This window comes from Paenibacillus sp. P4_A7 (assembly GCF_056402455.1).
On sequence record NZ_JBFUHJ010000157.1, the window covers coordinates 1 to 11,272 of the forward strand.

The following is an 11,272-nucleotide window of genomic DNA, read 5'->3' on the forward strand; positions in this document are numbered from 1 at the left end:
TCAAAAAACCGTTCCGATAACCGGAACGGTTCTTACTTTAATGATTTGCAATGTTCATCATAGTCGCTTCGTGCCCTCAGAAGTTACTACAGACAACAACAACTTACGTGCCTTTGACTTTATCGAATCTATCGTGAACGCATTTTTCACTCGTTCTGCAATACCCTCAGCAAAGCTATTCGACTCATGCACATGTAGAAGTGCTAGCGTATCCCCTTCTTGCACAGAATCGCCTATTTTTTTGCGAAGTGTTACGCCAACTGCATAATCAATCGTCGCATCCTTCATTGCTCTCCCCGCTCCAAGGAGCATCACAGCAAGACCAAGCTGCTCCGTCTGAATACATTTCACAAAGCCTGTAGACGGTGATTTCACTTCAATAAGAACCGCTGCTTGAGGAAGACGAGATGGTTCATCAACAAGAGATGCATCTCCACCCTGAGCCGTTATAAAGGTCTTAAATTTAGCGAGTGCCGCTCCATTCATCAATTGACCTCTTAGTAACTCTTTTGCAGCCTCATTGGAGTCAGCCTTTCCTCCGAAAACAACCATATGAGCACCTATRGTTAAGCACAGCTCTTCTAAATCACGGGGGCCATTGCCATTCAGTGTTTCAATCACTTCTGCAACCTCTAACGCGTTGCCAATAGCGAAGCCTAGTGGTTGGTCCATATCGCTAATTATCGCAGCTGTACGATGTCCAACCTCCGCTCCGATTTCGACCATTGTCTGAGCAAGCTGTTCTGCTTGCTCCACCGTCTTCATAAACGCACCACAGCCCATTTTTACATCCAATACAGTCGCATCGGCGCCTGCAGCAATTTTCTTACTCATTATAGAGCTAGCTATCAAAGGGATGGACTCCACCGTTGCTGTAAAGTCACGCAAGGCGTACAGTTTCTTATCAGCCGGCACTAAGTTTTCACTTTGTCCGATAATCGCTATGCCAATATCATTTACTTGAGCGAGGAAACGCTCGCGCGACAGCTCTGTCCGAAAGCCTTCAATTGATTCTAGCTTATCGATTGTACCGCCCGTATGGCCCAATCCACGTCCTGACATTTTAGCAACAGAAATACCTACTGAAGCGACTAATGGCGCTACAATTAGCGTCGTTTTGTCACCTACGCCGCCTGTACTATGCTTATCTACTTTAATGCCGCTGATCGGACCCAGATCAACCTGATCGCCTGAATTAGCCATTGCAAGTGTAAGTGCAGCTGTTTCTCTCAGAGTCATTCCTCGAAAGAAAACAGCCATCGCCCATGCCGACAGCTGGTAATCTGGAATATCTCCACGACAATAACCATCAACTAAATAGGTCAGTTCCGAAGCGGTCAGCTCACCGCCATCTCTCTTCTTCTGAATAAGATCTACCGACCGCATGACTTCCTACTTCCTCCTCATTCGCTGTGCAACTAGTTGGCTCGCGACAGCGCTTTTCGCTCCACCTGCACTTTAATGATGATTTCATCAAGCGACTCACTAATGATCAGTACATCACGATGCAGCAGGTTTTGCTTCAAATGTGCCGTTTCGACCATTTTGGTGCGTAACTGCTCCATTTGCAAGAGTAATTGCTTGTCCATTTTATCGTCCACTCCATTATTCATTGATCATGGACATTATACGACGATTTAATAAAAAAACACTGTCATAATGAGTCGATCCAATTATTACAATTGTGTTACAAAAAACCTTACATGGCAGCGATTAATCCGTTCACAAGTCCTAAAAATTGGGACTTGACTCGTTCTGTCGTTTCCATTACTTCCGCGTGAGAGAGCGGTTGATCCAGAATTCCTGCGGCCATATTGCTTATACAGGAAATTCCGATTACTTCTAAGCCGGAATGTCGTGCCGCAATAACTTCGGCAACTGTCGACATTCCGACAGCATCTGCCCCGAGTACGCGTAACATGCGAATTTCTGCTGGCGTTTCGTATGTCGGACCAAGCAGCCCCGCATACACGCCTTCACGTAAAGTAAAGCCCTGACTTTCAGCAATTTCACGTGCTAAAGTACGAAGACGTTTGCTATAAGCCTCTGACATATCAGGGAAACGCACACCGAGCTCATCATCATTCGGACCAATAAGCGGGTTTTTGCCAGTCATATTGATATGATCGGATACGAGCATGAGATTGCCTGAGTCAAAATCGGTATTAATACCGCCAGCCGCATTTGTGACGAGTAATATTTTCACGCCTAACGCCTTCATCACACGAACTGGGAATGCTGTTAATTCTGGACCGTAGCCTTCATACATATGAAATCGACCGCGCATTAGTACGACAGTCTTACCTGACAGTGTTCCGATTAAGAGCTCGCCAGCATGTCCTTCAACTGTAGAAACTGGAAAATAAGGAATATCACTATATGGAATCGTCACTGTATTCTCCAGATGATCCCCCAGCACCCCTAATCCAGAACCCATAATTAATCCGATCTCTGGTTTTTGAGTCGTCTTTTTCATTACAAATTCTGTCGCTTCTTTAATATGCGCTGCTGTTAATCCATTCATGGTTATTCCTCCGGTAAGTTTTATTTCACAAAATCTAGTGCGATTAGGCGCGAGGATGCGCCTTGGTATATACATCCTTCATCCGTGTTTTAGAGACCTGCGTATACTTAAGGGTAGTGGATATATCCGCATGGCCAAGTAATTCTTGAACAGAACGGATATCTGCCCCATTATCAAGCAAATGCGCTGCGACCGAATGCCTGAGCATATGCGGCGTTATATCCTCTTGGATACCGGCTTCCTTCGCATACTTCTTAATCATTTTCCAAAAGCCTTGCCTAGTCATTCGAGTACCTAGATGATTAAGAAACAGCGCGGAATCTGAATCTCTTTGTGTCAAATGCTCGTCTCTTCCGACTTCCATATAGTCCGTTAATGCGTCAGCCGCCATACGTCCGAAAGGAACTATTCGTTCTTTCAGTCCCGTTCCTATACATTGAATATAGTTCAATTGCATATTAATATGCTCTGTATTGAGTGAAACTAGTTCTGTTACACGTATACCGGTAGCATAAATTAGCTCCAGCATCGCCTTATCACGTTTCCCTGAAGCAGTAATACGATTTGGCGCTTCAAGCAGTGAGCTTGTAACAGCTTCACTTAATATGCAGGGCAGTTTTTTCTCTTGTTTCGGGGCTTCCATATAGACAGACGGATTATGAATAATGACGTCCTCGATGACCAAATAATGAAAAAAAGCACGTATCGAAACGATATGTCTGGATACAGTTGTAGCTTTCCTTCCTTGTTCCTTTAAATAGAGCAGATACCTTGAAATATGATGCCTTTGAACAGCTTCGAGCTGCGACAGTCCCAGCTCTTCTACATATGAAATAAACAGAACCAAATCTCGTTCATATGAAGCGAGCGTATTGGGTGACAATCTGCGTTCCACTCGTAAATAGTGAAGATATCGATTCAAATGAGCTTTCATTGGACTTCCTTTCAATTCGCTTCATGACTAACAAGCCTATTCTACAAAAATATTCAACATTCGACTTGCTTAATCCTGCTTTTCTGACGAATCTCTGCATCCACTTGCTGTAATCCTTTACTCCCCGTACCAATAAAACCACCGAAGCCGATCGGTTGCATTTCCACCGTCAGGTGAATCAGGGTCATGAACGAACACCTTTAACGACTTACCACGAGGCTCCTGATAGGGGTGAACAGGAGAAATAACATCTGAAAGCCAGCGATACCCCCCAGTGACTACGAAAAACAATATCGTAAATATAACAATAAAAATGAAACGACTTGTCCACCTTCGAATCGAAAAAACCATTCGCATCAACCTCCTATACTAGCGATACTGTTGTCCATCAGTACCACCATATGAGTAGATCAATGCGAATATGCCCTACCTGCTAGTGTTAAGGCGACGCGATATTCACTGGATTTGATTTCTTTAGGAATTCCGACAATCACAATCATGGGCTTGTTCCTCCTTCATCGTCCTCAGCGATACGTTTTCCAGAAAAGTTAAAAATTATGTGCGTTGTCGGCTGCAACCTATACAAATAGACAGCTCCCCCCATACACTGATATAACTTTCAACCAGACCAGGGGAGGTTCCAACACTATTGTCAGAACTGAAAACCTTGCTCCAAATTTGCGCACTATGTAAACCTACTCGCCAAAGCATACGTAAACTAATTACACTCCGCTCAAAAAAGAGCTATAAGCTTTGCTTGAAATTTTTGAAATCATCAGGAATTAAGCCTTTTAAAACAGTACCAAGCAGCCGCATTATTGGATGCCATTTCAAGAACAACTCAACTTGGCGAGCATTAAATCATCATCCAAATGTAAAGCTTGTTGAGAAGGACATAAAGATCCGTGCCCATGACGTCATCAATCATAAGTCAAAACAATTCCGCGGACGTTCCATACCATTGCTTATACCCGCAGCATCAATCACTAAAATAACTTGGAATATTCGCCAGATTAAAGCTCCTGAGGCATGGTCAACGACTCGTGGAGGCTCAATTAAGGTCGCTATTATCGACACAGGAATAGCCAGTCATCCAGATTTACGAATTTCGGGCGGTGTTAACACCATTAATGGCGGATCTTATACGGATGATAATGGTCACGGAACACATGTAGCGGGTATCTTATCAGCTGCTGGAGTTAAGGGCAAAATAATAGGAACAGCACCCGACGTCAAATTGTATGCGGTCAAGGCTCTAAATCAGAACGGAGAAGGGTTTGTTTCGAATATTATTGAAGGAATTGACTGGTGTATTAAAAACCGGATGCAAGTTATTAATATGAGTCTAGGCATCATTGGCTTAGAAAGCAGTGACACACTGCATGATGCGATACGGCGTGCTACAAAGAAAGGTATAGTGATTGTTGCCTCAGCGGGCAATTCTGGCAGTCTGTATAATCAACTAGATGAACCTGCTTCCTTTAAGGAGACAATTGCTGTAGCCGCTTCTACCCCCTCTAAGAGGATCGCTGACTTTAGCAGCAGAGGAGCAGGCATCACCATTTCAGCTCCTGGCCAAAATATATTATCTACCTCGTTAAACCATGCCTATGTCGTACTATCCGGCACAAGCATGGCGTCTCCGCACGTGGCAGGGGGCGCAGCTCTGCTGCTCGCGACTCAGCCTCGCTTATCTCCGTCAAACGTCAAAAAAAGACTTCGTGAGCGAGCTCAAAAGTTAAAAGGAGCTAGTCCCCYTGCACAAGGGGCAGGCTTGATACAACTAGATCGGATTTTCACAAAATAAAAAAACAAAAATGGCTTTGCCGACCAGATATCTCTGGGCAGCGAAGCCATTTACGATTTGTTTGTGTTATCGTTCTTTTCTTTGCAGCGATGACAAACACCTTGAAAATCAAGACGGTGATCAACTACAAAAAAATTATATTCCCGCTCTAACCGTTCTTCTAACGGCAGAAGCCAGTCTTCTTTGATCTCGTCCATCGTTCCGCATTGCACACAAATTAAGTGATGATGGTGATGTTTACTGCTATCCGTACGAAGATCGTACCTCGCCACTCCGTCACCGAAATTCAGCTTCTCTACGACGTGCATTTCACTAAGCAATTCCAGAGTCCGATAAACCGTTGCCAGTCCAATTTCCGGTGCTTTATCCTTTACGAGCATAAATACATCTTCTGCGCTTAAATGATCATCTTCATTTTCAAGTAATACACGAAGTGTTGCTTCACGCTGCGGGGTTAATTTGTAGCCCTGCGACTGCAACTGTTGTTTAATCTTCTCAATCCGGGCTTCCATGATTTCCCCCCTACCACATGTCTGCACCTATTTCAGGAAACGTATCCTTTCATTATAGGGGCTAACCAGCAATAAAGTCAAACTTTATGGTGTCAAATTGTGGCGGCAACAGCCGTTAACAATGGTGAAACCCAACCAATTAGTACAGGCGAAATAAACGCTTCTAGCAGCGCCGCTCCAGCAAACATAATCAACATCAGCATAGCTGTAGAAGTGAAAGAGACGAGCCGCGGAGCAAGTTCGCCCTTCTGCTGCATGAGTCTATTTTTGACGATAAACATCGAGAAAGAGATCGCGGCCACACTCGTAATAACCATAGCAGGAACGATTATAATATTTTGAGGAGCAACTGATACAAGAGAGAGGAGTACACCCTTCCAAGCGTATTGGTTAATAAGTGTGCCGATGGAAAATCCGACTAATGCTCCCTTTAAGAAGTTAAGAGCAAGCACACCCGGTATCCCGACCACAGTAATTCCGAGCAGCCAAATTAATAGCAGCCATTTTGTATGAAAAATAAATCTGTCCCAGAAAGTCTGCGCTTCCCCGTTCATGATCCCCTCATTCATGAGCTTCACATACTGGTCTATATCCTGGGCAAGCTCCTGCTGCTGCTCAAGCGTCAGTGCATTAACCATTAGAGCGCCGAATATTGCTCCAACGACGAACAGTACCGATACAAATACATATAAAGATAATTGATTTTTGAACATAGGAGTCCCTCCAATTTACATCTCGACCCTTCTATCGGTTTTCTCCATTACGCATGTTTTGTGATAGAGATAAATACTAGGAGCTAGGAGGACTGAGAGGGTTGTCTTATGTATTGTATGAGAGGGAAAGATGAGGTATGACGAGTCAGCTACAGCTGACCCGTCAGGTTATAAATTTTCCAAGCGTAAATAGCTAGAATCGTTTTGGCGTCGCTAATACGGCCTTCTTGCATGTAAGCTTCTGCTTGTTCGAGAGTAATAGATTCAACCTTTAAATCCTCGTCATCGTCAGGATTTTGAACACCTTGCTCTATTTGATCGGTGAAATAAATATATAGCTTCTCATCGGCAAAGCCTGGTGATGTATAAAATGAGCTTAGCAGCTTAAGCTCTTTGGCACGGTAGCCTGTTTCTTCCTCAAGCTCACGTGCTGCCGCGGTTAACGGGTCTTCACCTGGATCCAGCTTGCCAGCAGGAATTTCGATTTGAAACTTCTCTAGAGGCTTTCGAAATTGCTCTACTACAAGCAGCTTCCCGTCCAAAAGTGCCATAACAGCTGCTGCACCTGGATGCTTTACAATTTCTCTAGTTGCTGTTCTGCCATCAGCTAGCGCTACTGTGTCGACTTGCAACGATATGACTTTACCAGCAAATATTTGCTCTGTTTTGATCGTTTGCTCACACCAAAGCTCATTTGATTGTTGTTTATCCACCTTATATCGACTCCTCATATTATGTTTGTCTACACAGGCATAACTTGTCCCGCCTATTCATATCTATCAATATATTAATTGGACAGGGGCRCGGTTTTGATGAAACAATATGTAGCTGCAAATCAATTGAGATTAGTAGGCAAAGGATGGGAAATACGTCACCAGCTTCGTAAGCTTTCCGCAGCATCCGCCTCAAAAACCCTCGTGACTGAATATACTCATATTATCACTGGTCGCCGCAATTCAACTGATAAATCCATTTCAAAGCTTTCTTAATATAAACAAAAGCCCTTCCTTCCTCATTCAGCTTTAGCTGAGCTTTTGGAGAGAAGGGCCTTTGTCTTGCTCTAGTAACAAATACTAAATTGCTGCTTGCTTCATAATTTCTACAACAAGCTCAGTCGTCTTCACTAAGTCTTCGACTTTAATTTGCTCCTTTGTTGTATGGATATGCTCATAGCCAACTGCTAAATTAACAGTAGGTACTCCCAATCCGTTGAAAATATTTGCATCGCTGCCGCCGCCCGAATGGAAAGTACGCGGCGTGAGCCCAATCGCTGTAATCGCTTTTTTCGCTAGCTGCACGACCGAAGCCTCGTCATCATATTGATACGCAGGGTAGATGATTTCACTTTCCACCTCGCCACGACCGCCATATTCCTCAGCTGCACTTTCTACTGCCTTCCGCATCGCATCGATTTGACTATCCAGCTTATGCTTCACAATACTGCGTGCTTCCGCATCCAGCTTCACATAGTCACACACAATGTTTGTGGCTCCACCACCCTCAAACCTGCCAATATTAGCTGTCGTCTCATTATCAATACGTCCAAGCGGCATTCTTGCTATCGCCTTTGCCGCAACCTGAATCGCGCTTATGCCATCCTCGGGATTAACACCTGCATGTGCAGAACGACCGTACATTTTGATCGTAACCTTTGCCTGAGTGGGTGCTGCTACGGCAATGTCACCAACTGAACCGTTTGAGTCGAGCGCGTAACCAAACTTTGCCTCAAGCTTAGATGCATCAAGCATCCTTGCTCCAAGCAACCCCGACTCTTCACCCACCGTGATAACTATCTGTACGCGACCATGCGGAATGGACTGCTCCTTCACCACACGAATAGCTTCAAATATCGCTGAAATACCAGCTTTATCATCCGCTCCTAGAATCGTTGTACCATCGCTCCGTATGTAACCATCATCATCTAACTGAGGTTTAATACCCACACCTGGGGTAACGGTGTCCATATGGCAAGTAAAGAAGATGGTCGGCCCCATTTGATCGGCACCGCTAGCTTCCAAAATCGCGAATAAATTACCCGCTCCATGACCTGTTTTTGCAGCTGCATCGTCTTCACTAATTGTTAGACCAAGCGCTTCAAACTTCTGTTTTAGCACACGGCTTATTTCCTGTTCATGCTTAGTCTCGCTATCTACCTGCACTAATTCCATAAATTCACTAACTAATCGATCTTTTGCAACCATTAAAGTTTCCTCCGTCCATTACTTTCRTATACAATAGAATTATAGACAAGCCAATCCTCAACCTGAGGTTTCAAACACGAAAGGAGTTTTCTATATGCGCAGACAGCAAATGATTCGTATTGTAGCTATTCTACTCGTATCCGCATTACTATTATCCACTTTGGTAGCTGGAATCGGATCCTTAATGCTCAATTAGACAATGGAACTATTAAATTCTTTCAAAAAATGAGGGAGCAGCTGTGCAGCAGCTTCCTCAACCGATAGCTCACGCCCGGTCAAATCATTAAATGAAGTAACGCCATACTGAGCAATCCCGCATGGCACGATGCCGGTAAAACCATCATCCGCAATGCCTGATTTTATATTTAAAGCAAATCCATGACTTGTAATAAAGCCCCGCCGCTGCCGGGCTTTATTAAATTTAACCCCAATAGCAGCAATTTTTTCTTCGCCTACCCATACACCTGTATATTTCGGCTTTCTGCCAGCTTCTATACCATACTCGTTAAGCCAATTAATAATGACTTGCTCCAAGCTCCGCAAATAAGCATGCAAATCTAAACCCACAGAATCCAAATAAAGCAGCGGGTAGCCTACAAGTTGCCCCGGTCCATGATACGTAATATCACCGCCGCGATCGATTTCGAATACGGTGATACCCCGTTCCTTAAGCTCATCTTCATCCAGCAATAAATGTTCAGGATGACGGTCAGAGCCTATCGTATAAGTAGGTGGATGCTGAAGAAGGAGAAGCGTCTGCTGACGCTCCTCCCGGTCGATCTGTTTGATATATGCTTTTTGCAGTTCCCACGCTTCAGCGTAATCGAGCATACCTATATAGTGGGCTTCCAACCGTCTCAAGCTATTTGAATATTGCGCTTCAGCCATGTTGGTTTCCCCTTTTCTAATACAATTTGCTTTCCAGATTGAAGCTCTCTAAATTATCTTTAACCCGCTGCAAGAAACGACCGCAAATAACACCATCCAAAATCCGATGATCAAGCGATAAGCAGAGGTTTGCCATTGATCGAACAGCAATCATATCATTGATAACAACGGGGCGTTTCACGATTGATTCAAAGGTCACAATGGCAGCCTGTGGGTAGTTAATAATCGGATATGACAAAATAGAGCCAAACGAGCCGGTATTATTAACAGTGAATGTACCGCCCTGCATATCGGACAACGTGAGCTTACCTTCACGTGTTTTACGAGCTAGCTCTTCAATTTCTTTAGCTAGTCCGGCAACATTTTTCATGTCAGCATTTTTAATCACCGGTGTTAGAACGGAATCCTCCGTACCGACTGCGAGTGCGATGTTAATATCACGTTTAACAATAATTTTATCTACCGCCCACATGGAATTCATGATCGGAACATCTTTAATGGCATTGACTACCGCCTTTAATAAAAAAGCCAAGTACGTCAAATTAATGCCTTCCCGCTTCATGAAGTCATCCTTAAGCTTGTTGCGCAGCAGGACAAGATTCGTTACATCAACCTCTATCATGGTCCAAGCATGAGGAATTTCAGTAACGCTTTGTTTCATATTGCGCGCGATCGTATTTCGAATCGACGTGACGTCGATATAATTATCACCGCGTCCAGGACTCGAAGAAGCTTCAACCTCAATTTTCGGAAAACGTGGTGTTTCTGAAAAATGAAGACCAGAAGAGCGCACCTGAGCTTTAGGATCTGCAGCATGCGCTGCTTGTGTTGCTTGCGCTGCACTAGCAATGACATTATTACTCAATTGGCTTGCACCTGAATTAACATAAGCAAGCACGTCTTTTCGGGTAATACGTCCACCAAGACCTGTACCTGGCACATCTGTCAACCGAATGGAGTGCTCAGCTGCGAGCTGCTGAACAGCAGGCGAGAATCGATTGCGCATAGGTGCATCATCAGATTCAACTTGAAGTGCTGCTATATCTGGAGATGCTGATACAGAGCCCGTATAGTCTGGAGTAGGTGCAGCTTCACCTGCAGCGGCTTCCGTTTCAATCAAACAGACAACTGTTCCGACCGGCACGGTTTCTCCCTTGCCTACTAGTATTTTCACAAGTGTGCCCGCAACTGTCGAAGGCAGTTCCGCATTCACTTTGTCCGTCAAAATTTCACAGATCGGCTCATAGATATCGATCCAATCACCAGGCTGTTTCAGCCATTTGTCAATGGTTGCCGATACAAGTGATTCCGCAAGCTGCGGTACGACGATTTCTGTTATTGATTTCATGAATTCCATCCCCCAACTGACTGAGGCGTAAACGGCTATCGCCATCCTCTGGGTGGCGCAGCATTCGTTTCGCGATTAAGTATAAGCCTCATGCATGCTCGAGGCTTATACCTTTTTTGTATTTTAATATAGCGCTAAATTACGCATTGCTTCTTTTACTTTTTCTTTATTCAACATAAAAAACTTCTCGCCGGGAGGATTGATCGGCATAGCCGGAACATCCGGACCGCATAATCGCATAATCGGCGCATCCAACTCATATAAAAGCTCTTCAGCGATTATAGCAGACACTTCCGCACCGACACCACCTGTTTTATTATCCTCATGAATGATAAGTACTTTGCC

The 11,272-nt window shown here is 44.3% G+C and carries 15 protein-coding genes; 3 read left to right on the forward strand and 12 right to left on the reverse strand.

Annotation, left to right across the window (positions count from 1 at the left end):
- Positions 1–57 precede the first annotated feature (57 nt).
- From AC1DWN_RS18270 to AC1DWN_RS18290, 5 genes are all read right to left on the reverse strand, one after another.
- Positions 58–1,386, reverse strand: a complete 1,329-nt coding sequence (locus tag AC1DWN_RS18270; protein WP_477560336.1) for a pyrimidine-nucleoside phosphorylase — start codon at positions 1,384–1,386, stop codon at positions 58–60.
- A 32-nt stretch (positions 1,387–1,418) separates the two neighbouring features.
- The gene (locus AC1DWN_RS18275; protein WP_477560337.1) at positions 1,419–1,589 is read right to left on the reverse strand and encodes a Spo0E family sporulation regulatory protein-aspartic acid phosphatase; all 171 of its coding nucleotides are present in this window, start codon (positions 1,587–1,589) and stop codon (positions 1,419–1,421) included.
- Between the two features lie 110 nt (positions 1,590–1,699).
- Positions 1,700–2,524, reverse strand: a complete 825-nt coding sequence (locus AC1DWN_RS18280) for a purine-nucleoside phosphorylase (protein ID WP_477560338.1) — start codon at positions 2,522–2,524, stop codon at positions 1,700–1,702.
- Positions 2,525–2,567: 43 nt separating this feature from the next.
- Complete coding sequence (gene xerD, locus AC1DWN_RS18285) at positions 2,568–3,458, reverse strand: site-specific tyrosine recombinase XerD (protein WP_477560339.1); 891 nt, start codon at positions 3,456–3,458, stop codon at positions 2,568–2,570.
- A 117-nt stretch (positions 3,459–3,575) separates the two neighbouring features.
- Positions 3,576–3,809, reverse strand: a complete 234-nt coding sequence (locus tag AC1DWN_RS18290; protein WP_477560340.1) for a DUF4227 family protein — start codon at positions 3,807–3,809, stop codon at positions 3,576–3,578.
- A gap of 298 nt (positions 3,810–4,107) precedes the next feature.
- Here AC1DWN_RS18290 and AC1DWN_RS18295 point away from each other — a divergent pair, with 298 nt between their 5' ends.
- Complete coding sequence (locus AC1DWN_RS18295) at positions 4,108–5,265, forward strand: S8 family peptidase (protein ID WP_477560341.1); 1,158 nt, start codon at positions 4,108–4,110, stop codon at positions 5,263–5,265.
- 50 nt (positions 5,266–5,315) lie between these two features.
- On the opposite strand, the gene fur is transcribed toward AC1DWN_RS18295, so the two are convergent.
- The 3 genes from fur to AC1DWN_RS18310 form a co-directional block, all read right to left on the reverse strand.
- Positions 5,316–5,777: a ferric iron uptake transcriptional regulator gene (gene fur / locus AC1DWN_RS18300; RefSeq protein ID WP_477560342.1), complete on the reverse strand. Its 462-nt coding sequence runs from the start codon at positions 5,775–5,777 to the stop codon at positions 5,316–5,318.
- A gap of 92 nt (positions 5,778–5,869) precedes the next feature.
- Entirely contained in the window at positions 5,870–6,490 is a 621-nt protein-coding gene (gene spoIIM, locus AC1DWN_RS18305) for a stage II sporulation protein M (RefSeq protein ID WP_477560343.1), read from the reverse strand.
- A gap of 149 nt (positions 6,491–6,639) precedes the next feature.
- Positions 6,640–7,221: an NUDIX hydrolase gene (locus AC1DWN_RS18310; protein ID WP_477560344.1), complete on the reverse strand. Its 582-nt coding sequence runs from the start codon at positions 7,219–7,221 to the stop codon at positions 6,640–6,642.
- An 81-nt stretch (positions 7,222–7,302) separates the two neighbouring features.
- On the opposite strand from AC1DWN_RS18310, the gene mciZ reads away from it, so the two are divergent.
- Complete coding sequence (gene mciZ, locus AC1DWN_RS18315) at positions 7,303–7,479, forward strand: Z-ring formation inhibitor MciZ (protein ID WP_477560345.1); 177 nt, start codon at positions 7,303–7,305, stop codon at positions 7,477–7,479.
- Positions 7,480–7,563: 84 nt separating this feature from the next.
- Here mciZ and AC1DWN_RS18320 read toward each other — a convergent pair whose 3' ends face one another.
- Entirely contained in the window at positions 7,564–8,691 is a 1,128-nt protein-coding gene (locus tag AC1DWN_RS18320; protein WP_477560346.1) for a M20/M25/M40 family metallo-hydrolase, read from the reverse strand.
- A 94-nt stretch (positions 8,692–8,785) separates the two neighbouring features.
- Here AC1DWN_RS18320 and prli42 point away from each other — a divergent pair, with 94 nt between their 5' ends.
- A complete protein-coding gene (prli42, locus tag AC1DWN_RS18325; RefSeq protein ID WP_475810524.1) occupies positions 8,786–8,887 on the forward strand; it encodes a stressosome-associated protein Prli42 in 102 nt (33 codons plus the stop codon).
- Here the strand turns inward: prli42 and lipB are convergent.
- The 3 genes from lipB to AC1DWN_RS18340 form a co-directional block, all read right to left on the reverse strand.
- Positions 8,884–9,579, reverse strand: coding sequence for a lipoyl(octanoyl) transferase LipB (lipB, locus tag AC1DWN_RS18330; protein WP_477560347.1), 696 nt, complete (start codon positions 9,577–9,579; stop codon positions 8,884–8,886). The genes prli42 and lipB overlap by 4 nt on opposite strands.
- Positions 9,580–9,595: 16 nt before the next feature.
- Positions 9,596–10,936: a dihydrolipoamide acetyltransferase family protein gene (locus tag AC1DWN_RS18335; RefSeq protein ID WP_477560348.1), complete on the reverse strand. Its 1,341-nt coding sequence runs from the start codon at positions 10,934–10,936 to the stop codon at positions 9,596–9,598.
- A 114-nt stretch (positions 10,937–11,050) separates the two neighbouring features.
- Positions 11,051–11,272: transketolase C-terminal domain-containing protein (locus AC1DWN_RS18340; protein WP_477560349.1), on the reverse strand; the 222-nt coding region annotated here is incomplete at its 5' end.

Bases quoted from the DNA above. Each gene is read 5' to 3' on its own strand.
- AC1DWN_RS18275 (WP_477560337.1), bottom strand. From the start codon at position 1,589: ATGGACAAGCAATTACTCTTGCAAATGGAGCAGTTACGCACCAAAATG.
- AC1DWN_RS18280 (WP_477560338.1), bottom strand. From the start codon at position 2,524: ATGAATGGATTAACAGCAGCGCATATTAAAGAAGCGACAGAATTTGTA.
- xerD (WP_477560339.1), bottom strand. From the start codon at position 3,458: ATGAAAGCTCATTTGAATCGATATCTTCACTATTTACGAGTGGAACGC.
- AC1DWN_RS18290 (WP_477560340.1), bottom strand. From the start codon at position 3,809: ATGGTTTTTTCGATTCGAAGGTGGACAAGTCGTTTCATTTTTATTGTT.
- fur (WP_477560342.1), bottom strand. From the start codon at position 5,777: ATGGAAGCCCGGATTGAGAAGATTAAACAACAGTTGCAGTCGCAGGGC.
- spoIIM (WP_477560343.1), bottom strand. From the start codon at position 6,490: ATGTTCAAAAATCAATTATCTTTATATGTATTTGTATCGGTACTGTTC.
- AC1DWN_RS18310 (WP_477560344.1), bottom strand. From the start codon at position 7,221: ATGAGGAGTCGATATAAGGTGGATAAACAACAATCAAATGAGCTTTGG.
- mciZ (WP_477560345.1), top strand. From the start codon at position 7,303: ATGAAACAATATGTAGCTGCAAATCAATTGAGATTAGTAGGCAAAGGA.
- AC1DWN_RS18320 (WP_477560346.1), bottom strand. From the start codon at position 8,691: ATGGTTGCAAAAGATCGATTAGTTAGTGAATTTATGGAATTAGTGCAG.
- prli42 (WP_475810524.1), top strand. From the start codon at position 8,786: ATGCGCAGACAGCAAATGATTCGTATTGTAGCTATTCTACTCGTATCC.
- lipB (WP_477560347.1), bottom strand. From the start codon at position 9,579: ATGGCTGAAGCGCAATATTCAAATAGCTTGAGACGGTTGGAAGCCCAC.
- AC1DWN_RS18335 (WP_477560348.1), bottom strand. From the start codon at position 10,936: ATGGAATTCATGAAATCAATAACAGAAATCGTCGTACCGCAGCTTGCG.